Below are 25,592 nucleotides of genomic sequence, written 5' to 3'. Positions count from 1 at the left end.
CGAGGCAGCAGGACCGCCACTACGTCGAGCAAGTCGCACCCGCCGTTCGCGCCACCGTTGCCGGGGCATCGTGACATCGGGTCGCCGGTGATGCGGTCAACTTGTGCGTAGCCGGCGCACGAGCAGCCCTGTCCTCCCGTTGCAGGTACCCATCCAGAGAACCACACCATGGGCAGGTTCACCCGCCCCCGCTATGCGGTCAACTTGTGCGTAGCCGGCGCACGAGCAGCCCTGTCCTCCCGTTGCAGGTACCCATCCAGAGAACCACACCATGGGCAGGTTCACCCGCCCCCGCTATCCTGGTCGTGGCCCAACCATGGGGCCGAGCGCAGCGAGGCAGCAGCGGGCGCGTGAGCGCCGCGAGCCGGCCGGGCCGACATCCCGAGCTGCCGACTTAGCCGAGGGATAACTCGGAGCGGTCGAGAGCATGCTGCGCATACCCACACGACCACGGACTTTTCGGGGATACTTGTCCGCGAAGGACCGCCGGTTATGGGCATGTCCCTGCGCAGCAGTCGATAGCGGATGCGCAGCTATAGCGGGAAGAAAGGAAATCTCGTCGTGGATGCGCGTTCGGCAGCGCTGGTCCGCGCCAACTTCCGTTCGGTGACCGAGTCACCCGGCGGAGCCGAGCGGTTGATCAGTGCGTTTTATGGTCATCTGTTCGCGGAGAATCCACGCCTGCGCGAGCTGTTCCCACCCGCGATGGACATGCAACCGAAGCGGTTGGCCACGGCCATCCAGTTCGTGCTCGACCACCTGGAAGACTGGGATCGCGCGCAACGGTTTCTCGAGCAGCTGGCGCGCGACCACCGGAAGTACGGCGTCGAGGCCGCCCATTACGACCAAGCGGGCCGCGCGCTGCTCGCCGCGTTCCGCGTCTACAACGGCGCCGCATGGAACCGTCAGCTCGAGGAGGGCTGGCGCGACATCATGATCTTGATTTCGGCTTCGATGGCGATCGGCGCGAACTCCGACAAGTCCCAGCCGTACTGGGAGGCGACGGTGGTCGGCCACCGCAGGGTGCTCGAAGACCTGGCCATCGTGCGCTTGCAGTCCGACAGCCCGGTGCCCTATCAGGCCGGGCAGTACGTCCCGGTCGCCGTGCCGCAGCGGCCCAAGATGTGGCGCTACTTCTCGCCCGCGATTCCATCGAATCCCTACGGCGAGATGGAATTCCACGTGCGCAAGATCCGCGGCGGCTGGGTGAGCCCGGCCATCGTGAACGAGACGCAGGTCGGCGATCGCTGGATGATCGGCGGCCCGCTCGGCGGACTGCACGTCGACCGCGACACCGGGCGCGACGTGCTGCTCATCGGCGCGGGCACCGGCATCGCCCCGCTGCGCGCCCAGCTCATCGAGATGAGCCAGCGCGGCATCAACCCGCGCGTGCACTTCTTCATCGGCGGCCGCTACCCGTGCGACCTGTACGACGTGGAGAACATGTGGCAGCTCTCGCAGAGCAATCCGTGGCTCACCATAGTGCCGGTCTGCGAGCAGAAGACCAATCCGTGGTGGTACCCGCACCCGGCCGCCGACGCACCGTACGGCATGCACCGCACGCTGGTCGGCAATCTGGGCGCGGTGGTGGCCAGCTTCGGCGCGTGGGCCGACCGCCAGATCCAGATCGCAGGCTCGGCGCGGATGATCGCCGACACCCGCAGGGCGCTCATCGCGGTCGGCACCCCGGAACACGTCATCAGCTGCGATCCCGTCTGATCCACCGCGCCGCGCCGCGGCACCCACAACAGCAGAGGAGTTCACATGACGGAGCCGGGCGCGCTCGGCAACGGAGTCGCGCAACAGGAGTGGACGTCGACCGTCGTCGGCCACCACCGTTTGCGCCACGACGTGGCGGTGATCCGCCTGATCGGCGAGTTCGTGCCGTTCGTCGCCGGTCAGTCCGTCGAGGTCAGGGTGCCGCAGCAGCCCGGCGTGCGCCGCAGGCTCTCGCCCGCGCTACCGCCTTCGCTGGACGGCAAGCTGGAATTCCACGTGCGCACCGTGCCGGGCGGCTGGCTCAGCGGCTCGTTGGTCGCCGACACCCAGCAGGGCGACGAGTGGCGTATCGCCGCGCCGCAGGGCGCGTTCACCGTCGATCCGGCGGGCGACGAGGTCGTGATGATCGCGGGCGGCACCGGTCTCGCGCCGATGCGCGCGCAGATCCTGGAGCTGGCCAGGGTGCCGGAGCCGCCGCGCACCTACCTGTTCGTCGGCGGCCGCTCCCCCCGCGACCTCTACGCCTCCGACATGCTCGTGCTGCTCGCCGGGGAGCTGGACTGGCTCACCGTGGTGCCGGTGGTGGAGAACCTGGACGATCCGAACTGGGCAGACGAGTGGTACGAGCACACTCGCGTCGACATCGGATTCTCCGCCGACGAACTGCTGCAAGGCACCCTCGCCGATGTCATCGGCTCGCACGGCGCGTTCGACAATCACCAGGTGCTCGTCTGCGGCTCGCCCGCGATGACGCGCGCCACGCTGGATCGGCTCGTCGAGACCGGCACGCCCGCCGAACGCATTCAGTACGAAGGACTTTGACCGTCATCGTTCCGGCGAAGGCAGGGATCCAGTCGCAGACTCGCGGATAGTAGTCACCCGCTTGGATCCCGGCCTTCGCCGGAACGACGAGGGCGTCCGCTCAGAACAGCGGATCGTGGCGGATGCTCTTGGCCTGGGTGCCGGCCGCCATCAAGCGGAACTTGGTGGTCTGCACCATCGAGGGCGAGCCGACGATCTGCACGTCACGATCGGTCCACGAGCCGTAGCTGGCGACGACCTTGCCGATCTGGCCGGTCATGCGCGGCTCCAGGCCCGGCCATATGCGCTCGACCTCCCCGGATTCGTAGTACCACCAAGGGTTTTCGTCGCTCTCGCTGACGGGCGTCACGGTCAGCCAGCGGTTGGCCATGGCCAGCTTGCTCAGCGTCTCCAGATCGTAGAGATCGCACGGGTGATGCCCGCCGACGAACAGGTGCACCCTCGGATTGGTTCGCCGCAACGCCATCTGCATGAGCTGGGCTCGCAGCGGCGCGATTCCGGTGCCGCACCCCACCATGAGCATCTTGCGCTTGGTGTTGCGTGGCACGCCGAGTCCGCCGAGCGGCGAGCCGATCAGCCACTGGTCACCCACCTGCGTCTGTCCGACGATGGCGGGGCTGACCCAGCCCCCCAGTACCCCGCGGACGTGGAATTCGATCTCGCCGTTGGCATTCGCGGGCACGGCGGGCGAGAGATAACGCCACATCCTCGGCCGCGAGGGAATCTGCACGCTCATGTATTGACCGGCGGCGTACTGCATCGGCTGGTCCAGTTGTAATCGCACGATCGCCAGGTTGCGCAGGACGAGCCGGGTCTCCACCACCCGGCCGGACCAGACGGCGGGCGTGGCCTCCTTCTCGGCGGCGCCCATCATCGTGTCGCCGATGACGGCCAACCCTTCGTCCCATGCCTTCTCGACCTCGTCGGTCCACATCTCGGTGCCCGCGAAGCGGCGCATCGCGGTCTTCAGCGAGGTGGCCACCGCGGCGTAGTGTTCGGCCTGCACACCGTATTTGCGGTGGTCGCGGCCGAGCTGGGCGAGGAACGGCAACAACTTGTCGGGCTCCTCGAGCCGATCCAAGGCGTAGCCGATAGCCTTGAGGAGGCGGTCGCGCTGTGAATCCATCGCAGCGGGGAAGAAATCACGGACTTGCGGGTAGTCCGTGAACAGGATCGCGTAGAACGACCTGGAGAGCCTTTCCGGCCCACCGTCTTCCGCAGCAACCGCCTTGAACGTTGTTCTGATCAAAGCGACAGTCCGCGAATCCATTTGTGTCACAACCCCATTTCGCACTAGAACGCAGAGCGCGCCGGCGAGTGAAGTGCTGCGGGACACTCGACAGCAGCCGATGCCAAGGAGTGTAGGCGAGGTTTGCCAGCAACGGAACGCAAAGATTAAACATCACGCATGCAATTCGGCGGAAACAAGAAACGGAAGCGAAAAACACGCATATAACAGACCGAAAGACCGTATTGGAGCGGTGGATTCGGTCGTACGCTCACCGAATTCGCGCGCTCCGGTTTGCAAGACTCGTCCAGTTGACCCGAGAGGAGCGATCTCGTGGCAACACCCTGGTCAGAGCCGAGAGTTGCTGCGGGGCAATCTTCTCGCATCTGACACGGCCGAGAAGAGTAGACCGGTCGGTTCTGGATACGTCACAAGACGACACGCGGAATGCACTGCGTCCCAGCAAACTCGGGTGGCCGCACAGCAAACTCCAACTCGCCGGTAACACCGCCCGCCTCGGCTTTTCGAACCGAATAAGAAAAGGCCTCGCCGCGGACCCGTAAACGAGTCGGCGGCGAGGCCCGAATTCTTCTCGCCTCAGCGCTGATTGCGTGGCTTCCACACCACCAACGCCGTACTGCGTTGCGGCGGAGTGAGATCCGGTCGATAACCCGCCCGGAGCCGCTCCACCTCCGCGCGTGTCTCGGCGAGCTGTTCCCGCAATTCCTCGACCTGATTGGTGAGTTCGATGATGCGTTTGATGCCCGCCAGGTTCACGCCCTCGTCCTGGGACAGCCGCTGCACCTCGCGCAGCAGCTCGACGTCCCGCGCCGAATAACGTCGTCCGCCGCCCGAAGTGCGTTGCGGCGTTACCAGTCCGAGCCGGTCATAGGTGCGCAGGGTCTGCGCATGCATGCCGGCCAGCTGGGCCGCCACCGAGATCATGAAGAACTCGGCTCGCGACGCACCGGACGCCTTCTTCGGATCAGTGGACATCACGCACCTGCCCATCCAGCACGAGGATCGAATCCGCTGGACCGCTCCGCCTTCTGGTAGCGCTCGAGCGCGTCGACGGCATCGCTGTCCAATTTCTGTGGCACCGCGACCTTGACGGTGACCAGCAGGTCACCGGCGCCGCCGCCGCGCTTGGGGACGCCGCGGCCACGCACCCGCAGGATCCGCCCGTCGGCGGTTCCCGGCGGCACCTTGACGCCGACGCGCCCTTCCAACGTCGGCACGGAGACCGTTGTGCCGAGCACCAACTCAGCGTAACTGACCGGCAGCACCAGGGTCAGGTCGTCGCCGTTGCGGCCGAAGACCTTGTCCTGGCTTACGTGCACGGTGACGAACAGGTCGCCCGAAGGCGCACCACGCAGTCCCGCCTCGCCCTGTCCGGCCAACCGGATCCGCTGACCGTCGCTGACGCCGGGCGGAATCCGCACCGTGATGGTGCGGGTGCGGTTCTGGATGCCGCTGCCGTGGCAGTCGACGCACGGGTCGTCGATGATCGAGCCGGAACCACGGCACTCGTCGCACGGTTCGCTGAATCCGAACGCGCCCTGGTTGCGGCTGACCACCCCGCTTCCGTTGCAGTTGGGGCAGACTCGGGGACTGGTCCCCGGCTTCGCGCCGCTGCCGTGACACGTGGTACACGGCGACGGACTGGTCATCCGCAGCGGAACGGTGACACCCTGCGCGGCCTCGCGGAAGCCGAGCGTCGTCTCGGTCTCTACATCGGCGCCGCGCCGCGGGCGGCTCGTTGTCCGAGCGCCACCCCGGTTGAACAAGCCGCCGAGCAGGTCGCCGAGCCCGCCGTCGCCCGTGGCGGCGCCACCGAAGATGTCGCCGATGTTGAATTCCTGCGAGAAGCCGCCACCGCCGCCGGGGGTGAACCCGCCACGCGGATAACCGCCGCCCGCGAAGAGCTTTCGCGTTTCGTCGTACTCCTTGCGCTTGGCCGGATCCGACAGCACGGCATGCGCCTCGCTGACGGCCTTGAAGCGCTCCTCGGCCTTGGTGTCACCCGGATTGGCGTCCGGATGCAGGTCGCGGGCGAGCTTGCGATAGGCCTTCTTGACCTCGTCCTGCGAGGCGCTGGAGGAGATACCCAGCTCCTTGTAGAAGTCCTTTTCGATCCACTCCCGTTGGCTCACCGAGTATCTCCTCCTCCCGCTGTGTTGGACTTGCCGCGCTCACGTTCCCCTACGTGGCCACGCTTCGCTACCGCCTCGTGGGCCGTCGCTCGCGTAGCGGGGTCAATTGTCGTCGGCATTGGCATCTACGTCCGATGCCTCGTTCTCGGCCAGATCGGCCACGCCATCGGTTACCCCGACGAGCGCGTGCCGAAGCACCCGGTCGCCGAACCGATAGCCCTTGCGCATGACGACACCGAGCACCGGATCCGCGCCGGAACCCTCGTGCTGCACGGCCTCGTGCAGGGTCGGGTCGAAGGGCTCGCCCTCCGCGCCGAACTCCTCGAGACCTTGCTTGCGCAGCGCGTCGACCAGCTTGTCCGCCACCGACTTCAGCGGTCCGGACTCGAGGTCGCCGTGGGTCCTCGCGCGATCCAGATCGTCAAGCACGCCGAGCAGTTCGGTGACCACGGCCGCCTTGGCGCCGTCGATGGCGGTCTTGCGATCGCGCTCGACGCGGCGCCGGTAGTTGGCGTACTCCGCGGTCAGCCGCTGGAGGTCGGCGGTGCGCTCGGCGAGCTCGACGCTGATCGCGTCGGCCAGCGCTTCGGCTCCCTCGGGAGTCATCACGCCGTTGCCTTCGGCACCGTTCCCGCCCTCGGGGCCGGGCCCGGCCGCGGTGTCCGCGACCGGTTCCCGAACCTCACCGCTGGCCGGATCGACCTTGCGCTTGTCGACGAAGGTGATCGGCTCCTGTGCCGAATCGCCCTGGTTGCCCTCTGTCACTTCTTCTCCGTGTCGACCGGCTCGTCAACGACCTCGGCATCGACGACCTGGTCGTCGTTCGCGGCGCTGGACGCGCCGTCGCCGGACGCGGCCTGCTCGGCGGCGGAGGCCTCGTAGATGGCCTGGCCGAGCGCCTGCGACTCGGTGGCGAGCTTCTCCACCGCCGACTTCACGGCCGCGATGTCGGTGCCCTTCAGCGCCTCGTTGGCCTCGGCGATGGCCGCCTCGACCTTGGACTTCACGTCCGCGGGCACCTTGTCCTCGTTCTCCTTGATGAACTTCTCGGTCTGGTGCACCAGCGACTCGGCCTGGTTGCGGGTCTCCGCCTCCTCGCGACGCGCCTTGTCCTCGGCCGCGTGCGCCTCGGCGTCCTTCACCATCCGGTCGATCTCCTCCTTGGACAGGCCGGAGCCGTCCTGGATCTTGATCGTGTTCTCCTTGCCGGTGCCCTTGTCCTTCGCGGTGACGTGCACGATGCCGTTGGCGTCGATGTCGAAGGTGACCTCGATCTGCGGCACGCCGCGCGGGGCCGGCGGGATGCCGGTCAGCTCGAAGGAGCCGAGCAGCTTGTTGTGCGAGGCGATCTCGCGCTCACCCTGGAACACCTGGATCTGCACCGACGGCTGGTTGTCGTCGGCGGTGGTGAAGGTCTCCGAACGCTTGGTCGGAATGGTGGTGTTGCGCTCGATGAGCTTGGTCATCACGCCGCCCTTGGTCTCGATGCCCAGCGAAAGCGGGGTCACATCGAGCAGCAGGACGTCCTTGACCTCACCCTTGAGCACGCCGGCCTGCAGGGCGGCGCCGACGGCGACGACCTCGTCCGGGTTCACGCCCTTGTTGGGCTCCTTGCCGCCGGTCAGCTCGCGCACCAGGTCCGAGACGGCGGGCATACGGGTCGAGCCGCCGACGAGGACCACGTGGTCGATGTCGGAGACGTTGATGCCCGCGTCCTTGATCACGGACTGGAACGGCGCACGGGTGCGGTCCAGCAGGTCGGAGGTGATCTTCTGGAACTCGGCGCGGGTCAGCTGCTCGTCGAGGAACAGCGGGTTCTTGTCCGCGTCGACGGTGATGTAGGGCAGGTTGATCGAGGTCGACTGCGAGGACGACAGCTCGATCTTGGCCTTCTCGGACGCCTCGCGCAGACGCTGCATGGCCATCTTGTCCTTGGTCAGGTCGATGCCCGAGGTGCCCTTGAACTTGTCGACCAGCCACTTGACGACCCGCTCGTCCCAGTCGTCGCCACCGAGGTGGTTGTCGCCGGACGTGGCGCGGACCTCGACGACGCCCTCGCCGATTTCCAGCAACGAGACGTCGAAGGTGCCGCCACCGAGGTCGAAGACCAGGATGGTCTGTTCCTTGTCGCCCTTGTCGAGGCCGTACGCGAGCGCGGCCGCGGTGGGCTCGTTGACGATGCGCAGCACGTTCAGACCGGCGATCTGGCCGGCTTCCTTGGTGGCCTGGCGCTGCGAGTCCTCGAAGTACGCGGGCACGGTGATGACCGCGTCGGTGATCTCCTCGCCGAGGTAGGCCTCCGCGTCGCGCTTGAGCTTCATCAGCACGCGCGCGCTGATCTCCTGCGCGGTGTACTTCTTGTCATCGATGCCGACGGACCAGTCCGTGCCGATGTGGCGCTTGACGGAGCGGATGGTGCGGTCGACGTTCGTGACGGCCTGGTTCTTCGCAGGCTGACCGACCAGCACCTCGCCGTTCTTCGCGAACGCGACGATCGACGGGGTGGTACGCGATCCTTCCGAGTTGGCGACGACGACCGGTTCGCCGCCTTCGAGAACGGCGACGACCGAGTTCGTGGTCCCGAGGTCGATTCCGACCGCACGAGCCATGTTTGTTCCTCCTAGTTGACGTACATATGTGCCGGTGCCGGGCGAGCGGGCTCGCCCTTGCGGCGTGTTCTGCACCGCCGCGAGACCTCGCCCCCAGCACCTCACGGAGCACGGTCCCAGCAACGCTGAGCGTGGTCGGCTCAATCTTGCACCCAATCCCTACCGGGCGTCAACTTAAACTTGAGTCCGACTCGCTCAATGTTGTCGAACACCATCAACCAGCGGCCCGCGCGCGGTATTCCCGGGGACTCGAAATCGACCTTCAGGTCCAACCCCGCCGATCCCGTTAGGCGCGGCTGCTTCGCAGTGAACACCGCCGCGGCGCTCGGCGGCGCGGACGTGGACGCCACCGGATCGGTCCGGCGCATGTTCGACCGAACCGGAGTCGGCGTTCCGACAAGCCCTTGTCAGGACTTTCGCGTAGCAGGAGGCTGTCGCGGCACCGCGGTCGGCGAGCGCAGGCTCAGAAGCGCGCGTCCATGGCCTCGGCAAGGCGCTGGGCGGCGCCGCGCACCACGTCGATCCGCTTGCCGTCCAGGAACAGGTAGTAGCTCGGTGGGTCGACCCGGTCATCGAGCTCCTGCGCCACGGCATCGCGGACGGTATCCAAGTCGAGCGCGAAAAAGGAGACGTCCGCGTGCCCCTCCGCGAGCCGGTCGAGCTCCCCTTTGATCCCCTGGCACTCGGGATCCCGCTCGACCTGGCAGTAAACGACGACCTTGGCGTTGTTGGCGAGGGCCTGACGGAAGTCCTCGGCGGACAGGATGGTGTGGATCATCGCGGACTCTCCGATCCTCGCGGCCAGGTTGAGCACTACCGAGAACAGGTATGCCCGCCGTCGGGGCGAATTCACCACCCTTGTGGCGTCGGGTCTTGCACGGGACTGCCGCGAGAATCGCTCGGCGACTTCGATCATCGGAAGGGCACCGGTCGCAAAGCGCGCTCTGTGTGTTTACAGCTCAATGCCGAGATCGGTGACTGCTTCACCGACCCCCAAGGGGGCCGCGAACTCAGCGCCTTGCGCAAGATCCCTTGCACCCGGCCCGGCGCTTTTCAGGTGAAGACCAAGGTCGCCGGTCGCGATCTCGACGTCTGCAACTCGGCCATCAGAAGACAGCATCCCGATGTGGTCGCCGTCGCGCACTCCGACAAGAGCTACTGCCTGAATCCGATTCGCGGCTGAGTTCGCCACTGCCGCAACGTCATCCGAAGTGCGGCGGCGCGACCCGGGCACGCCGCCGCGGTTCCGAGTCAAGGCGCCCGCGGCTCGCTGACCGGAGCGCCGACCCTGCCCTCATATCGGTAGACCTGAAAGTAGGTCGGCTGACCGTTGGACCACCCGGAGACCGAGCGGTCATTCGGCTCTTTTCTTACGGCACACCTCCGCCGGAGGCGGGACGTCACTCATCCTATCCGAACATACATTCGAATCAAGGGTTGGAGCAACGGAATTCGCGGCGCGCCCGGAATCGATTGACATGGAGCGCACTCCAACTCATAACGTTCTGCGACAGCAGGTTTTTCGAGCTCAGGAGGTAGCACCATGACCGACATCAGCACCCGGCATCTCGGCGAACTCGTCGTCTCCGCACAGGGATTGGGGTGCATGGGCATGAGTCACGCGTACGGGGCCTCCGACGACGCGCAGTCGATCGCGACCCTGCACCGCGCCCTCGACCTGGGGGTGACGCTGCTCGACACCGCGGACTTCTACGGCGCCGGACACAACGAGGAGCTGATCGGGCGGGCCATCGCGGGCCGCCGCGACGAGGTGGTGCTCGCCACGAAATTCGGCTTCGTCAATCGCCTCGGCGAAGCCACCTCCATCCGCGGCGACGCCGAGTACGTGCGGCAGGCGTGCGAGGCGTCGCTGCGCCGGCTCGGCGTCGACCACATCGACCTCTACTACCAGCACCGCGTCGATCCGCGGGTGCCGATCGAGGAGACCGTCGGTGCCATGGCCGAGCTGGTGCGCGCGGGGAAGGTCCGCCACCTCGGGCTCTCCGAGGCGGGGGTGCAAACCATCCGGCGGGCGCACGCGGTGCACCCGATCGCCGCGCTGCAGAGCGAGTGGTCGCTGTGGACCCGTGATCTGGAAGTGGAGATCGCGCCCGTCTGCCGCGAACTCGGCATCGGCATCGTCCCGTTCTCCCCGCTCGGGCGCGGCTTCCTGACCGGCCGATACAGCTCGGTCGATGGTCTCTCGAAGACCGATATGCGGCGCACCCAGCCCCGTTTCGCCGACGGCAACCTGGAACAGAACCTGGCGATCGTCGCGAAGCTGAACGAACTGGCCGCGGCCAAGGGCGTCACCGCAGGCCAGCTCGCCCTGGCCTGGGTGCAGCACCGCGGCGACGACGTGGTGCCCATCCCCGGCACCCGCAGGCAGCAGTACCTGGAGGAGAACCTCGCCGCCCTGAGCATCGAGCTGACCGCCGATGACCTCGCCGCGATCGAGGCCGCCGCCCCGCCGGACGAGGTGGCGGGCACCCGCTACGACGCGACCAGCCTCACCTTCGTGAACGGGTGAGCGCGGTTCGATCGGCTCGACTGCGGCGACTCAGACCGTGGTCCCTGGGTGACCGGCTACCGGCTCGTGAGGAGCCGGGTCGTGACGACCGCCAATCGCTCTCCGCGAGTAATCGATTCGCGCTCGGTCAGCGCTCGGGCACGCTGGAGGAATTCGCGGCGCAGTGCCGTGAGCTCTTCGGCGGCGAGTGTCGCTGTGTCGTAGTACTTTTCGACGGCTGTTTTCCATACCTCTTCGGGTGTACCCGATCCGCCGAGGATGATCTCCTCCCAGGTGATCGGTGCGAAACCGGCTGCTGCCAGCAGCTCGTTCAGTCCGTCGCGGCTTCGGGTGCGGCGGTCACCGATCGGCGGGACGGGGCGCTTCGCGAACAGCGGCCGGGCCAGCTTCAGGAACAGCTCGAGCCCGCTGCCCTCGGCAGCCCGCCCGCCAACGGCGACGGCGAGCGTGCCGCCCGGGCGCAACACTCGGGCGGTCTCGGCGACGACCCGCTCGACGTCGGCCATCAGCATCAGCGCCATATGGCAGACCACCGCGTCGAAGGAGTCCTCGGCGAAAGGCAGATCCTGGGCGCGGGCCTCGCGCAGATCGGCGTCGGCCAGCTCGGGCCGCGCCCGGGCCACCGCGAGCCCACCCGCGGCGATGTCGACACCGGCGAGTCCGGTCGCGCCGCCGCGGGCGAGCACCGCCAGCAGTGAGCCGTCACCGCATCCGAGGTCGAGCACCCGCTGGGCGCCCGCGACCCGTTCAGCGAGGAACTGATAGCTCGTTCTGCCGTCGGCCATGGGGTGCGCGGTGACGTATCGACTCATCGCTTCCGGCGCCCGATTGTGCATGTCCCGCAAGAATTTCTCGCCGGCATGGGCGGCGTCAGCTGTGGTCACGACGCCAACCTAGCCGACTTCGGGCGGTGATCGGACGAACCGCTTCGCGCCCATCCCGTTTCCCCGGCGGCTGAAATTCGCCATGTCATGGTTGCCCACCGCGACCGCTGCCGGACGGCATTCGAAATGGCGCCGAAAGGTTCGCCGCATCCGCCCGAGGCGGCGGATACCGGCTGGTCGATCGGACCCATTGGCGGGCCGGGCGGTGATAGGTTCGGCGCGGGGTGTCCGAGAGGAGTTCCGGTATGCGAGCCGCTGTCGTGACGAATACGAAGTTCCAGGTCGAGGAGCTGCCGACGCCGCGGCCCGGGAGTGGGCAGGTGTTGCTCGATGTGGTGCGGTGCGGGATCTGCGGATCCGATCTGCACGCGCGCACCCATGCCGACGAGATGGCCGAGCTGGCGAGCGCGACCGGATACGGCGGCTTCATGCGGGCCGAGCAGAGCGTGGTGCTCGGGCACGAATTCAGCGGGGAGATAGTCGAATACGGCCCGGGGTGCCGTAAGCGGTGGAAGCCGGGGACGAAAGTGGTTGCGTTGCCGATCATTCGGCACGACGGCCAGCCGCACCTGACCGGGCTTTCGACGGCGGCGCCGGGTGGCTACGCCGAGCAGGTGGTGGTGCAGGAATCCATGACCATGCCGGTGCCGAACGGACTATCGGCCGAGCTCGCCGCGCTCACCGAACCGATGGCGGTGGCCTGGCACGCGGTGCGCAAGGGGCGGGTCGGCAAGGGACGCACCGCGTTCGTGATCGGTTGTGGGCCGATCGGTCTCGCGGTGATCAGCATGCTGAAAGCGGCGGGCGTTCGCACGGTGATCGCGAGCGATTTCTCCCCGCGCCGCCGCGAGCTGGCCGTCTCGTGCGGTGCCGACGTAGTGGTGGATCCGGCGGCCGAATCACCTTGGGAAGCTGCGCCCAAGAAGGGAATCGGCAGCGCCACCGAGTTGCTCGGCCTCGGCTTCGACGCCATGCAGCGACTGCGCCGGGTACCGAATCTGCCGTGGTGGTACGTCTTTCGGCTCGCGCATACATTCGACGCGGGACCGGCCGGGCCGGTGATCTTCGAATGCGTCGGTGTGCCGGGCATCATCGATCAGATACTCACCGCGGCTCCGCCGCTCTCGCGAGTCGTCGTGGTCGGTGTGTGCATGGAGACCGACCGCTTCCACCCGGCGATGGCGATCAACAAGGAGATCGAACTGCGCTTCGCGCTCGGCTACGACCCCGGCGAGTTCCGCGACACGCTGCACATGATCGCCGACGGCAAGGTCGATCCGGCGCCGCTGGTCACCGGCACCGTCGGCTTGGAAGGCATCGACAACGCGTTCACCGCGTTGGGCAACCCGGAACGCCACGCCAAGATCCTCATCGACCCGTCCAGCGCCGCTGTCGCCCCCTGAGCCGGTCCGCCCGGCCGCCGTTTCTCTATCGACGGAATCGAATGGATTCGGCGAGAGATGGTGGTCGCACGCTCATTCGGAGCGACCACTTCTCCCGCGATCAGGTCGTGCATCAACGCGGCAGGCCCGGGTACGCGTTCGGTAGTCGAGCGAGGAGGGTGTGATGAGTGATCGTGAGGTTGTGCGGGCCCTGCTGGATCGCGCGGGTACGGGGTACGCCGCCGAGGCGGGCATCAAGCTCGCGGACAAGCCCGCGCCGCTGTTCCAGCTGCTGATGCTCGCCGAGCTCATGAGCACAAGGATCTCCGCGGACATCGCGGTGGCCGCCGCGAAGGAACTGGCCGACAGCGGTTACCGGACACCGCAGAAGGTAGCCGACGCCGACTGGCAGGACCTGGTCGACGCCCTCGGCCGCGCCCACTACAAGCGCTACGACGAGAGCACCGCGACCCGGCTCGGCGAGAACGCCAACCGCGTTCTCGAGCAGTACCACGGTGACCTGCGCGAACTGGCCGCCGCGGCGAACGGCGACCCGGACCGAGCGGCCGACCTGCTCCAGGAATTCAACGGCATCGGCCCCACCGGCAGCGACATCTTCCTCCGCGAGGTCCAGGACACCTGGTCTTGGGCGCGCCCCCACTTCGACGACCGCGCCCTGCGCGGCGCCCGTCGGGTCGGCCTACCCGCCAAGCCGGAGAAGCTGGCCGATCTGGCACCCGAGGATCGCACCGCCGACCTGGCCGCGGCGCTTGTCCGCGTCACCCTCGATGACAAGGTGGCAGAGGGCCTGCCGAGCTGACGGGGCCGTACCGGCGGTCGGCGACGACCATGCGCCTATCCGGTCCGCGGCGCCGAAGATGCGCCGCCGCAGACCCCGGGCATATACCCGGGGCCGTTTCTCATGACGGGGTCGGCTTGTCGGGGTGGGACATTTGGTCGATTTGGTCGCCCAGCATTCCGGGGGTGTCAGGCATCAAGTCGGACTCGCCCTTCTTCTGTTCGGCGTCGTCCTTGCTGTCGTCGGCCGCCTTCTCGGTGTCCTCGGCATCGGACGGGCCATCGGAACCGCGAGTCATGCGAAGCTCCTTTCCCTGTGGACCGTTGCACCTGCGTAATCCATGGTGGATCGCCGAGTGGCGGCTCCGCAGGCGTTCCGGGATGCGCGCCGTTGCGTACGTCCGAAGTGATCTACATCACAGAGTGTCAGGTCTTTGGTCGCCGAGGTGTCTAGTACTCGACCCCCTGCAACGAAGGAGAGACACCATGACCGGGAACATCGATGTGGTCGTCGTCGGCGGCGGATACGCCGGAGTGATGGCGGCCAACCGCCTGACCCAGCGCGATGACGTGACGGTGACCGTCGTCAATCCGCGCCCGGTCTTCGTGCCGCGGCTGCGCCTGCACCAGCTGGCGGGCGGGACGCACGATGCGGTCGTCGACTACCAGGAAGTCCTCGCCGAGGGCGTCCGTCTGGTCGTCGACAACGTGACCGGGATCGACGCGAACGGGCGCAGTGTGAGCCTCGCCGAGGGCGGCGTGATCGGCTACGACTACCTGATCTACGCGGTGGGCAGCGGCAGCGCAGGCCCGCAGGTACCGGGCGCGGCCGAATTCGCCTACCCGATCGCGACTCTGGAAGCGGCACAGCGACTTCGGTCGGTGCTCTACGACACGCCCCTCGCTGCGCCGGTGACGGTCGTCGGCGGCGGCCCGACCGGCATCGAGACCGCCGCCGAGCTCGCAGAGCAGGGCCGGCGCGTCACGTTGGTCTGCGGAGGTGTCCTCGGTCCGTACCTGCATCCGAGGGCTCGGCGCACGGCCCGCAAGTACCTCGCGAGGTTGGGCGTCGACGTGCTCGAGGGCCCCGATGCGGCGGTCAGGACGGTGCGGAGCGAAGCCGTGGAACTCGCCGGCGGCCACTCGGTGGCGAGCCGGGTCACCATCTGGACCGTCGGGTTCGGCGTGCCCGATCTGGCCGACCGCAGCGGCCTGCGCACCGACACCGCCGGGCGACTGCTGACCGACGAAACGCTGACCAGCGTCGACGACGAGCGCATCGTCGCGGCGGGCGACTCGTCGGCGCCGTCCGACCTGCCGTTCCGGATGAGCGCTTACGCCGCGGGATGCCTCGGCGCCCATGCCGCCGACACCGTGCTCCACCGGATCGCGGGTGAGCAGCCCGCGCCGGTCGACCTGTCGTTCCCCGCCATGTGCATCAGCTTCGGCAGGCAGGCCGGGATCTTCCAGCTCGGCCGCAAAGACGACACCGCGATGCCGCTGTACTTCAGTGGGCGCGCGGGCAAGAAGCTCAAGGAGTTCGCCTGCGAAGCCAGCGTCAAGCACCTGGTGACCGAGGCGAGCAAGCCGGGTTCGCACTCCTGGCCAAAGGATGGCAAGCACCGACCGGCCCTGCTGGCGGTCCAGCGCGACGACGCGGCGGCACCGGTCGCATAGGCCATCGAACCCACCACCAACAATCTCGGCTGCATGATGCGCGGCAGCGTTCGCACACACCGCCCGCACGCCTCACCGAGGTGGTGCCCATGTGGGGCGTGCGGAAAGTGTGTGCTGGCTCCGGATCTCGGCCACCTCATCGACGGTCCGGTGTCGACCTGATTGCGACCGACGGGAGAGGAATCCATGGACAGGACAAGTGCAGACGGCGAGCAGCGGCGGGCCGGAAGCGAGGCAGCGGGGCGCGATCGCGGTGAACACGTCACCGTCGAGGCGACGAAAACCTTTCTCGCCCACCGCAATCTGCTGTTCACCGTCGCCTACGAGATGCTCGGTTCGGCGGCCGACGCCGACGACGTCCTGCAGGAAACCTGGTTGCGCTGGGTCGAAGTCGACCAGGCGCACGTCACCGAACCCCGTGCCTACCTGGTTCGGATCACCACCCGCCAGGCGCTCAACCGGCTGCGCTCGGTGAAGCGCCGCCGCGAGGCCTATGTGGGCTCCTGGCTGCCGGAGCCACTGCTCACGACACCGGATGTGGCCGCCGACGTCGAACTCGCCGAGAGCGTATCGATGGCGCTGATGCTCGTGCTCGAGACGCTGACCCCGACCGAACGGGCGGTGTTCGTACTGCGTGAAGCGTTCGGTATCGGCTACGACGAGATAGCGGCAGCGGTCGACAAGACACCCGCGGCCGTGCACCAGATCGCCCACCGCGCTCGCCGCCACGTCGAAGCCCGCAGGCCACGCCGCACGGTGACCGCGCGGCAGGCCGAGGCGGCGCTCGAGGCGTTCCGGCGCGCGCTCGAGACCCGAGACCTGCAAGGCCTCCTCGACGTACTCGCCCCCGATGTGGTGGCGATCAGCGACGGCGGTGGTATCAAGCAAGCCACACCGCGGCCGATCCTCGGCGCCGACAAGGTGGCTCGCTTCATCGTCGGCGGCCTGACCAAGAACGATGTCGCGCTCACCGTCCGGCCGGCCGTGATCAACGGCAGCCCCGCGCTGGCTCTGCACGTCGGCGGGGAGCTCGACGGCGTCATCGCCCTTCGTGTCGAGGACGCCCGCATCGCCGGGCTCTACTACGTGCGCAACCCGCAGAAGCTGACCCACATCGACTCCGAAACCCCGCTCACCCTGCGATGAATACCGGCCCAACCGCTCGAGGAGTAGTTATGACCACAGGGGCGCCGCTCGCCACCGGCACGCTGCCGTCACGTTGGACGAAGGTGGGCGCGGCGATCGCTTTGCTGACGGCGATCGTCAGCGCGCTGCTCGTCGCCTTCGCATGGCCATCGGTGCGCTCGTCGGTACACGACGTGCCGATCGCCCTCGCCGGACCGGAGCCCGCGGTCGCGCAGATTCGTACGGCGCTGGACGTGCGTCTGCCGGGCGGCTTCGACATCACCGAAGTCTCCGACACCGCCGCCGCCGAACAACTCATCCGCGACCGGCGGGTGTACGGGGCGATCGATCTCAGCTCCGGCGCCCCGCAGGTGATCGTCGCGTCGGCCGCAAGCACGGCGATCGCCCAGACCATGCAGACCATGGCGACCGGCCTCGGCCAAGCGGGCGGCACCGGCTCGCCGGTCGCTGTCCGCGATCTCGCCGCCCTGCCCGCGGACGACCCGCGTGGCGCCGGGCTGTCCGCGGGCGCACTGCCCTTGGTGATGGGCGGTCTGCTCGCCGCGGTGCTGCTGACCAGGCTCGTTCAGGGCACCGTCCGCCGGGTCGCCGGGGCGCTCGGCTTCGCGGTGACCGGCGGCCTGGCCGTGGCGGCGATCCTGCAGTTCTGGCTCGGCTCACTGAGCGGGTCCTACCCGGCGAACGCCTGCGCTGTCGCGCTGACCATCGCGGCGACCTCGCTGACCATCCTCGGGCTCGAGTCACTTTTCGGGTACGTCGGGATCGGAATCGGCGCCGCGGTGATGATGCTCGTCGGCAACCCGCTCTCGGGCACGGCCACCGCACCCGAGATGCTGCCCGGCTGGTCCGGCGCCCTCGGCCAGTTGCTGCCGCCAGGGGCCGGTGGCCGATTGCTGCGCTCGACCGCGTTTTTCGACGGCCGCGGCGCTACCCAGGCCGTCACCGTCCTGGTCGCCTGGGTAGCGGTCGGCGCGGCGCTGTGCCTGGTCGGCGGCCTGCGCGCACGCCGAACCGCCGCTGGACTTCGGACGACGCGCACAGCACCGGCCGAGACGGCATCGGCCTACCTCGGGAGCTGAGGACAGCGAATCTCGGCTGCCACGGGGACTTCCGCGCTGCGGCCATCGATGCTCCGGCCGGTGTTGGCGACGAGCGGTAGTTCACGGCCTGATCAGATGGCGTGAATCAGAGACGACCCAGGCGCATTTCCGCGGCAGGGGGCAGCATGCTCAGGGTTCCCTCGGCGCTGCGGGCGGCGGTCAGGCAGGCGAGGGTGGTGAGCTGGTCGGCCATGGGGTGGCGGGCGCGTTCGCGCCATTTGCGCACCGCGGCGACGGCCTGGGCCCGCTGCGCGTCCGGGCCCGCGTCCACGGGGAGGCCGAGGCGCAGGTGCGGTGCGATGCCCGAGCCGCCGATCAAGCGATGCAGTTCGGCGAGATCCGCTGGGGGCAGGGTCAATTCGTCGGTGCGCAGGCGGCCGAGCAGACGCAGTTCGGCGAAACCGTGCACATCGGCGAGCAGGGTGCGGACCCGCGGCAGCAGTTGGTCGGCCGACGTGCCCGGATAGACGGTCAGGACCCTGGCCAGGGCGGTAAGGGCCGAATGCGCCTTGAGCTGGTCGGCGCGCTGGCCGAACTGCACGTCGAGCACCGAGCGCAGCTCGTCCACCCCGCTGCGGCTGGTCAATTCCGCGGCGAGCGTGGCGGAATCGCGGACGCCGAGCCGAACCAGGGTGACGGCCATGCGGATACCGAACATGCCGAATCGCTCGGCCAGCTGGGCGCGCAGCTCCGGCGGGACGGGCAGCGGAATGTCGGGGCGTGCGAAGCGGTCCGCCGACAACATCGCCGCGGTCAGCTCGTCCACCGGGACGCCGGCCAAAGCCTGGAAGGCGGTGAACTCCTGCTGACGCAGTGTCGCCGCGGCGAAGGCGAGCAGTCCCGCGACGGGAATCACGGCCTGACACAAGCCGGTTCGCTCGAGCTCGGTGGCGAAGCGGGACGCCACGTCGCGCGCCGAATGCAGCGCGTCGATGCGTCCCGCGCCGATCTCGTCGGCCCGCGAGACCACACCGACCACACCCAGCGGACCGGCAAGTCCCGAACCACCCTGTCGCGCACCGGTTCCAGCGCCGATCCGCTCGAGGAAGCGGATGTCGGTGGCGTCCAGCCTGCGCAGCAGGTAGACGACCGCGTCGGCGCCGGGAACGGACACGTGCTCGGCGGCCGCGGCGTCCTCGTCGTCGGGTGTCAGCAGGCGGGCGGTGCGGCGGGACACCTCGCGGGACAGCGATGACGTGCCGGGGGTATCGATGATGGTGGTGTGCGCGAGCGTTGCCGCGGGCCATTCGACCTCGAGATGGTCGACCTCGCGGGGGCCTGGCGCGTTCCAGTTCAGCCGTTGCAGGTCGAAGGTCAGTCCGTGGGCGCCGCCGCCGCGGCGCACCACCACGTTCGCGGTGGCTCCGTCGGGGGCGTAGGCGGTGACGCTCGGGGTCGGACCGTTCCGATACCAGGTGACCACCCTGGTGCACTCTGTCGCGTCGGTGGGCGCGATGTCCTGGCCGACCAGCGAGTTCAACAGTGTGGACTTGCCCGCCTTCAGCGAACCCGCCAGCGCGACGCGCAGCGGCTGATCCAGCCTGCGCGCGCAGTCCGCGAGCAGCGCCCTCGGTCGTGGCTCGCGCGCGAACGCCTGCCTGGCCGCGTCCACCAGCCGGTGCGCCTCGACGACGATGCCGGGCGCGACCCTCGTGGTCACCGGCGCCCCGCGGCGTGCACGCCGATTCGGGTCTCGACGGTGCACCGGAAAGAGGCGGCGCCCCTGGCCGAGCGCGAGTGGGGTGTCGTGATCACCCAGATACCGTACCGAGAGCTCTCTGCACGGGTGCGGCGATGGGCTGTTGCATCACGTCGGCGTAGCGGCGCAGCTCCGCGACGAGGCGCAGCTGCCGTTCCAGCACGGCACACCGCTCGGTGCGGCGCGCGGTCTCCATGTTGGCCGCCTCCTGCGCGGCGCGCAGCGAATCCTCGATGGATCGCAGGCCGCGCTCGGCGACACCGCTGTAGTGGTCGCGCAGGGCGCGGTGGATGCTGTGCAGGCGGTCCTTGGATTCCTTGCCCGCCTGGAACGCGACGTCGTCGACGAAGCGGCGCACCGCGTTCTTGGCCTCCGCGCGGCGGCGGGCCAGGCGAGCCTGTTTGTCGTCGCGAAATGCCTTGCCGCCCACGATCAGTCCCGCGCCGATGGAGATCGGGTTGAGCATGGCCAGCCCCGCGAAGGTGCTGGCGAGTCCGACCATCAGTACGCCACCGTAGGAGCCGCGCATGCCGACGAGCAGCTTGCTGGCGAAACCGATGTCCGGTTCCAGATCGGCGAGAGTGCCGCAGCCGGCGAGACTTTCCTCGGAGTTCAGCCCGCTTCTCACATCGGGCAGCTCCACCGCGCCGATATGGGTGAAGTGCTCGGCGACGCGCTCGGCCAACTGGATCGCGCGCTTGTGGGTCCACAGCAGGTTGTCGCCGAGCGCGCTGTCGACGGTGCCGGTGAGCCATTCGGCGATGGCCTCCCAGTGCCTGCCCGGATCGTGCTCGTCGATCCACTCCTCGCCGGTTCGGGTCAGGCCGCGCAGGCGATCTCGCAGATCGTGGTCGACATCGCCTGCCAGATCGGTGATTCCGTCGGTGAGCGTCTGCTGCCAGGCCGCGGTGCGCCGATGCAGTTCTTCCGCAGCGGTTTTCGCCGCCCGGAGTTCACGGATCGCGGCCGCGCCTTGATTCGGGTCGCGCAGCGCGACGAGTTCGCTGCCCAGGGCGAGCGCCAGATGTTCGGCGGCGGACTGGATGTCGCGTGCGACGGCGGCACGGGTCGCGGCTTGATCGCGAGCGACGACCTGCTCGCGCAGGAACTGATACAGCACACCGAAACCCGACTCCATCCCGAGCTGGGCGTCCTGTAAACGCATGGCGTGCTCACGCAGCAGCGCCGAGACCGGGATGATCGGCACGTCCACCCCGGCGCGCTGCAAGTGGCCGAGATTCGCTTCGTGCACCCGCCGCCAATGCGGGTACAGATCGGTCTTGGTGAGCAACAGCGCGACCGTGGGGCACAGTTCGCGCACCTGGCGCAGGAAGACCAGCTCGGGTTCGGTGATCTCGGTGGAGGCATCGGAGAGCACGAACACCGCGTCGGCGGCCGGGATCATGCCGAGAACGGTAGTGGCGCCCGCGTTTCCGTGTCCGCCGACGCCGGGGGTGTCGACCAGGACGATGCCGTCGGCGAGCAGCGGATTCGGCAGCTGGATCTCCATCCGCAGCACCCGCCTGCCGTCGGCGAGCGGTTGGCGCGCGTCGAGCTGGGGGAGCTGTTCGATCGGCACCGCAATCCGGGTCTCGCCGCCACCGTACGGGTCGGTGAGCAGCAGCTCCGCATGCGCCTGATCGCCGTTCACGAGCGTGGCGGGGACGTCGGTGGTCACGTCGTCGCCCACCGGGCAGGCGTCGACGTTGAGCAGCGCGTTCACGAAACGGCTCTTGCCCTGGCCGAGCTGACCCGCGATCACGATGCGACGCCGCGGATCGCGGACCCGGTCGGCCGCCGTCTCCAGGCGGCCGACCAGGTCGGTGCGACCCGCGGCGCGCGCCGCGGCGATGGTTTCACCCAGTACCGACAGCAGCGGTACCGCGGGCGCGGAAGCGGATACGGGTGTCCCCATCGCGATATCGACCTCTCTCAGTGCAGGAACGCATCACCCGACAGGTCCGTCGACCCGCCGAAGTCGGCGCTCGACTCGCCCTCGGCGAACAGCGAGGTCTCGCCGGTGCTGCCGAGGCCGCCGTCGAAACCACTGCCGAATGCGCTCGAAACGTCCAGCGAGGACCAGGTGTTCGCGGTGGTCTCCGCCGTGGATCCGATGCTGCCACCCAGGTCGTGGCCGCCGCCGAGCGCACCCTGTGCGCCCGCGCCGACCGAGTGGGAGGCGTCCGCGCTGCCATGGAGCGTGCTGGAGGCTCCGGTGGACAGGCCACTGCTCGCCGTGCCACCGAGGCCGGAGTCCAAACCGCCGTGCAGACCACCGCCGACGCCCGTCTCCAGGCCGCTGTGCAGGCCCGCACCCGCGTTAGCCGCACCGCCGATACCCGTCTCCAGGCCATTGTGCAGGCCCGCACCCGCGTTAGCCGCACTGCCGACGCCCGTCTCCAGGCCACTGTGCAGGCCCGCACCCGCGTTCCCCGCGGCCCCGAGACCGGCCTCGAGTCCGCTGTGCACGCCCGCGCCCGCACCCGCCGCTGCGCCGAGGCCCGTCTCCAGTCCGCTGTGCAGACCCGCGCCCGCGTTCCCGGCAGCACCGAGACCGGCCGACAGACCCGATTCCAGTCCGGCCCCGGCCTGACCAGCCGCGCCGATGGCGCCGTTGAGCCCGGCCGTGAGACCGGCGCCCGCTTGGCCTGCCGCGCCGAGTCCCGCCGACAGGCCCGCCTCGAGTCCGGACGCCGCCTGGCCGCCCGCCCCGAACGCACCGCCGAGACCGCCCGTCAGATCCGCGCCCGCGGCGACGCCGGTTTCGAGGCCGCCGGAAAGGCCTGTCTCCAAACCGGTTCCGAACTCGCCGCCCGCCTCGACGGCGGAATCCGCGCCACCGGACGCACCGCCGCCGAACCCGGTCACCCCACCGACAAGACCCTGCAAGCCACCGCCCAGTTCGGCGCCGCCCTGCGCGCCGCTGGCGAGCACGCCGCCGAGTTCACTGTTCAGCCCGCCGCCGATCTCCTGCTCCGCGCCGAGGACGCTGCCGAGGCCCGCCGACACGCTCGACTCCAGACCGGTGACCGTCTGAGCACTCGCGTTCGCCCCGCCGGAAACACCGGACCCGACGCCTGTGGAAGCCTCCACCACGCCCTGCAAACCGCTCTCCAGACCAGCGCCGAGCCCGGCCCCAGCCTCGACAGCTCCGTCGATGCCACCGGCGAACTCCCCACCGAACTCCGCCCCCGCGCTCGCCGCGGTCCCGAGCCCCGCCGCCAAGTCGGCGCTGGCGTCGACCGCGCCTTCCACGCCGCCCTCCAGACCGGCACCCGCTTCGAACGCACCGCCCACAGCGCTTTCCAGCCCACCGGCCAGATCCCCGCCGAGATTCGCACCCGCATCGACGGCCCCGCCGAGACCGGTCTCCACGCCGGCGGACAGACCGCCGCCCAGGTTCGCACCGGCATCGACCGCACCGCCGAGACCCGTCTCGAGACCGGCGGACAAATCGCCACCCAGGTTCGCACCCGCATCGACCGCACCGCCGAGCCCGGTCTCGAGGCCTCCGGCAAGACCCGCACCCGCTTCCATGCCCGCGCCTACCGCACCGCCGAGACCCGCGCCGAGTCCCGCGCCGGCATCCAGCGCACCACCGACACCCGCCTCCAGGCCGCCGGCCAGACCGGCACCAGCCTCGGCACCCGCACTCAGCGCACCACCGAAACCAGCCGCCAGATCCCCGCCGAAGTTCGCACCCGCATCGACGGCCCCGCCGAGACCCGTCTCGAGACCAGCGGACAGACCCGCACCCGCCTCGGTTCCAGCATCGAACGCACCCTCGAGCCCACCGGCCACAGCACCACCCGCCCCGAGCGCGCCCTCAACGCCCGCACCGAGATTCGCGCCAGCCTCAGCTCCACCGTTCAGCGCGCCACCGACACCGGCAGCGAAATCACCGCCGAGATCGGCACCCGCGTCGACCGCGCCACCCAGACCGGCGCCAAGACCGGCACCCGCATTCAGCGCACCACCGAGCCCAGCGGCCAGATCCCCGCCCAGGTTCGCCCCCGCCCCGAGCGCGCCCTCAACGCCCGCACCGAGATTCGCGCCAGCCTCAGCTCCACCGTCCAGCGCACCACCGACACCGGCAGCGAAATCACCGCCGAGATCGGCACCCGCGTCGACCGCCCCGCCAAGACCTGCCTCCAGGCCGCCGCCGAATCCAGCGCCCGCCTCCGCGCCTGCGTCCAGCGCGCCACCGAGACCGGCCGACAGGTCACCGGCGAGTTCCGTGCCCCCACCGAAGGCACCTTCGAGCCCGGCACCGAGGTCCGCGCCCGCACCCAGACCAGCGTCGAGAGCGCCGTCCAGACCAGCGCCTACCCCGCTCGCGAGATCGCCACCCGCGGAAATCGCGCCACCCACACCGGCGGACAAATCGCCGCCGAATTCGGCACCCGCACCGAGGCCCGCGTCCAGCGCACCGTCGAAGCCACCGGCCACGTCGCCACCGAACTCCGCACCCGCATCCAGCGCACCACCCAGACCCGCACCCACACCGGCGGCGAAATCGCCACCCGTGCCGATCGCAGAATCGATTCCAGCGGACAAGTCACCACCGAGCTCGGCACCCGCTCCGACCGCACCTTCCAGTCCGGCACCAAGATTCGCGCCCGCGCCGAGGCCCGCGTCCAGGGCACCTTCGAGGCCGCCGGCCACGTCGCCACCGAACTCCGCGCCCGCATCGAGTGCACCGCCGACCCCCGCGCCCAGACCGGCACCTGCCTCTGCGCCCGCATTGATCGCACCACCAAGACCGGCCGACAGGTCACCGCCGAACCCGGCTCCGGCATCGATCGCACCATCCAGACCCGCACCGACACCGGCGGCGATATCGCCACCGACGCCGCTCGCGCCGCCGAGACCGGCCGACAAGTCACCGCCGAGCTCAGCACCCGCACCAAGTGCGCCGTCCAGACCCACACCGACTCCAGTGGCGATGTCGCCACCCGTGCCGATGGCGGAGTCGATACCGGCGGACAGATCGCCACCGAGATCAGCGCCCGCGCCAACCGCGCCACCCAGCCCCGCGCCCAACGTACCTTCCAGTCCCGCATCGAGATTCGCGCCCGCGCCGAGGCCCGCGTCCAGCGCGCCACCCAGACCGCCCGCCACGTCACCGCCCAATTCCGCTCCCGCGCCGAGAGCGCCGCCCAAGCCCGCGCCCAGACCGGCACCCGCGTCGACCGCGCCACCGACACCGGCGGACAGATCGCCACCGAGCTCGGCGCCGACATCGATCGCACCTCCCAGCCCGGCACCCAGACCGGCACCCGCATCCACGGCACCCTCCAAACCAGCACCGAGCCCAGCGCCGACGCCCAGCGCACCATCCACAGCGCCACCGACACCGGCGGACAGATCGCCGCCGAGGTCGGCGCCCGCGCCGATCGCACCTTCCAGCGCACCGCCCAGACCGGCACCGGCCTCGGCGCCCGCACCCACGGCGCCCCCCAAACCAGCACCCAGCCCAGCACCAACGCCCAGCACACCGTCCAACGCGCCGCCGAGGCCGCCGGTCAAACCGGTTGTGAGATCGCCGACACCGTCCAACGCGCCGCCGACGGCACCCGTCAGACCGGCACCCGCCCCGAGCGCACCCTCCAGACCCGCACCGACCGACGTATCCAGCCCGGCGGCGATATCGGCGACGCCACCCACCGCGCTACCCACGGCGCCCGTCAGACCGGCGCCCGCACCGAGCGCACCCTCCAGACCCGCGCCAACACCGGCGCCCAACCCTCCGCCGACACCCGCGGCGATATCGGTGACCGCGCCGAGACCCGCGCCGAGGACGCCGTCGATGCCCGCGGTGAGGCTGCCGCCGAGATCGGCACCG

At 69.3% G+C, this 25,592-nt stretch carries 21 protein-coding genes; 10 read left to right on the top strand and 11 right to left on the bottom strand.

Annotation, left to right across the window (positions count from 1 at the left end; genetic code table 11):
- Nucleotides 1–561: 561 nt before the first annotated feature.
- Both NX1_RS25720 and NX1_RS25715 read left to right on the top strand, forming a co-directional pair.
- A complete protein-coding gene (locus NX1_RS25720; protein WP_068064335.1) occupies nt 562–1,719 on the top strand; it encodes an FAD-binding oxidoreductase in 1,158 nt (385 codons plus the stop codon).
- Between the two features lie 45 nt (nt 1,720–1,764).
- Complete coding sequence (locus NX1_RS25715) at nt 1,765–2,541, top strand: FAD-binding oxidoreductase (RefSeq protein WP_068064287.1); 777 nt, start codon at nt 1,765–1,767, stop codon at nt 2,539–2,541.
- A gap of 100 nt (nt 2,542–2,641) precedes the next feature.
- Here NX1_RS25715 and NX1_RS25710 read toward each other — a convergent pair whose 3' ends face one another.
- From NX1_RS25710 to NX1_RS25680, 6 genes are all read right to left on the bottom strand, one after another.
- Nucleotides 2,642–3,811: a globin domain-containing protein gene (locus NX1_RS25710; protein WP_068064285.1), complete on the bottom strand. Its 1,170-nt coding sequence runs from the start codon at nt 3,809–3,811 to the stop codon at nt 2,642–2,644.
- A 555-nt stretch (nt 3,812–4,366) separates the two neighbouring features.
- Nucleotides 4,367–4,765: a heat shock protein transcriptional repressor HspR gene (locus NX1_RS25705; RefSeq protein WP_068064283.1), complete on the bottom strand. Its 399-nt coding sequence runs from the start codon at nt 4,763–4,765 to the stop codon at nt 4,367–4,369.
- A complete protein-coding gene (gene dnaJ, locus NX1_RS25700) occupies nt 4,765–5,922 on the bottom strand; it encodes a molecular chaperone DnaJ (protein WP_068064281.1) in 1,158 nt (385 codons plus the stop codon). The genes NX1_RS25705 and dnaJ overlap by 1 nt, the downstream gene beginning before the upstream one ends.
- Before the next feature lie 102 nt (nt 5,923–6,024).
- Nucleotides 6,025–6,687, bottom strand: coding sequence for a nucleotide exchange factor GrpE (gene grpE / locus NX1_RS25695; RefSeq protein WP_068064276.1), 663 nt, complete (start codon nt 6,685–6,687; stop codon nt 6,025–6,027).
- Nucleotides 6,684–8,531: a molecular chaperone DnaK gene (gene dnaK, locus NX1_RS25690; RefSeq protein WP_068064274.1), complete on the bottom strand. Its 1,848-nt coding sequence runs from the start codon at nt 8,529–8,531 to the stop codon at nt 6,684–6,686. The genes grpE and dnaK overlap by 4 nt, the downstream gene beginning before the upstream one ends.
- A gap of 463 nt (nt 8,532–8,994) precedes the next feature.
- A complete protein-coding gene (locus NX1_RS25680; RefSeq protein WP_169812285.1) occupies nt 8,995–9,309 on the bottom strand; it encodes a thioredoxin domain-containing protein in 315 nt (104 codons plus the stop codon).
- A 168-nt stretch (nt 9,310–9,477) separates the two neighbouring features.
- Here NX1_RS25680 and NX1_RS25675 point away from each other — a divergent pair, with 168 nt between their 5' ends.
- Nucleotides 9,478–9,714 carry a hypothetical protein gene (locus NX1_RS25675; RefSeq protein WP_068064267.1) on the top strand — a complete coding sequence of 79 codons (237 nt, stop codon included), beginning with the start codon at nt 9,478–9,480 and terminating at the stop codon, nt 9,712–9,714.
- A 360-nt stretch (nt 9,715–10,074) separates the two neighbouring features.
- A complete protein-coding gene (locus tag NX1_RS25670) occupies nt 10,075–11,061 on the top strand; it encodes an aldo/keto reductase (RefSeq protein WP_068064265.1) in 987 nt (328 codons plus the stop codon).
- A gap of 56 nt (nt 11,062–11,117) precedes the next feature.
- Here NX1_RS25670 and NX1_RS25665 read toward each other — a convergent pair whose 3' ends face one another.
- Nucleotides 11,118–11,945, bottom strand: coding sequence for a class I SAM-dependent methyltransferase (locus NX1_RS25665; protein ID WP_068064263.1), 828 nt, complete (start codon nt 11,943–11,945; stop codon nt 11,118–11,120).
- Nucleotides 11,946–12,190: 245 nt separating this feature from the next.
- Here NX1_RS25665 and NX1_RS25660 point away from each other — a divergent pair, with 245 nt between their 5' ends.
- Together NX1_RS25660 and NX1_RS25655 are read left to right on the top strand one after the other, a co-directional pair.
- Nucleotides 12,191–13,348 carry a zinc-binding dehydrogenase gene (locus tag NX1_RS25660; protein WP_068064261.1) on the top strand — a complete coding sequence of 386 codons (1,158 nt, stop codon included), beginning with the start codon at nt 12,191–12,193 and terminating at the stop codon, nt 13,346–13,348.
- A 163-nt stretch (nt 13,349–13,511) separates the two neighbouring features.
- Complete coding sequence (locus tag NX1_RS25655) at nt 13,512–14,147, top strand: HhH-GDP family DNA glycosylase (protein WP_068064257.1); 636 nt, start codon at nt 13,512–13,514, stop codon at nt 14,145–14,147.
- 100 nt (nt 14,148–14,247) lie between these two features.
- On the opposite strand, the gene NX1_RS36545 is transcribed toward NX1_RS25655, so the two are convergent.
- Nucleotides 14,248–14,424: a hypothetical protein gene (locus NX1_RS36545; RefSeq protein ID WP_157120052.1), complete on the bottom strand. Its 177-nt coding sequence runs from the start codon at nt 14,422–14,424 to the stop codon at nt 14,248–14,250.
- A 187-nt stretch (nt 14,425–14,611) separates the two neighbouring features.
- Between NX1_RS36545 and NX1_RS25650 the strand changes: the two genes are divergently transcribed.
- The 3 genes from NX1_RS25650 (at nt 14,612) to NX1_RS25640 (ending at nt 18,027) form a co-directional block, all read left to right on the top strand.
- Nucleotides 14,612–15,802 carry an NAD(P)/FAD-dependent oxidoreductase gene (locus NX1_RS25650; RefSeq protein WP_068064255.1) on the top strand — a complete coding sequence of 397 codons (1,191 nt, stop codon included), beginning with the start codon at nt 14,612–14,614 and terminating at the stop codon, nt 15,800–15,802.
- A gap of 186 nt (nt 15,803–15,988) precedes the next feature.
- Nucleotides 15,989–16,948: an RNA polymerase sigma-70 factor gene (locus tag NX1_RS25645; protein ID WP_084501761.1), complete on the top strand. Its 960-nt coding sequence runs from the start codon at nt 15,989–15,991 to the stop codon at nt 16,946–16,948.
- 29 nt (nt 16,949–16,977) lie between these two features.
- Entirely contained in the window at nt 16,978–18,027 is a 1,050-nt protein-coding gene (locus NX1_RS25640) for a hypothetical protein (RefSeq protein WP_068064251.1), read from the top strand.
- A 106-nt stretch (nt 18,028–18,133) separates the two neighbouring features.
- On the opposite strand, the gene NX1_RS25635 is transcribed toward NX1_RS25640, so the two are convergent.
- From NX1_RS25635 to NX1_RS36540, 3 genes are all read right to left on the bottom strand, one after another.
- Nucleotides 18,134–19,708 (bottom strand): dynamin family protein, encoded by a 1,575-nt coding sequence (locus NX1_RS25635; RefSeq protein WP_245668681.1) that lies wholly within the window; start codon nt 19,706–19,708, stop codon nt 18,134–18,136.
- Between the two features lie 91 nt (nt 19,709–19,799).
- A complete protein-coding gene (locus NX1_RS25630) occupies nt 19,800–21,662 on the bottom strand; it encodes a dynamin family protein (RefSeq protein WP_068064249.1) in 1,863 nt (620 codons plus the stop codon).
- 17 nt (nt 21,663–21,679) lie between these two features.
- Entirely contained in the window at nt 21,680–22,216 is a 537-nt protein-coding gene (locus tag NX1_RS36540; RefSeq protein WP_157120050.1) for a hypothetical protein, read from the bottom strand.
- Here NX1_RS36540 and NX1_RS25625 point away from each other — a divergent pair.
- Nucleotides 22,211–25,592 (top strand): hypothetical protein (locus NX1_RS25625; RefSeq protein WP_157120048.1); only part of this gene is annotated, 3,382 nt, incomplete at its 3' end. The two genes, NX1_RS36540 and NX1_RS25625, sit on opposite strands and share 6 nt — an antisense overlap.

Source organism: Nocardia xishanensis NBRC 101358 (assembly GCF_001613365.1).
GTDB classification, from domain to species: Bacteria; Actinomycetota; Actinomycetes; order Mycobacteriales; family Mycobacteriaceae; genus Nocardia; species Nocardia xishanensis.
The sequence above is the reverse complement of the archived record's forward strand: the minus strand, read 5'-3'. Positions and strand labels throughout refer to the sequence as shown.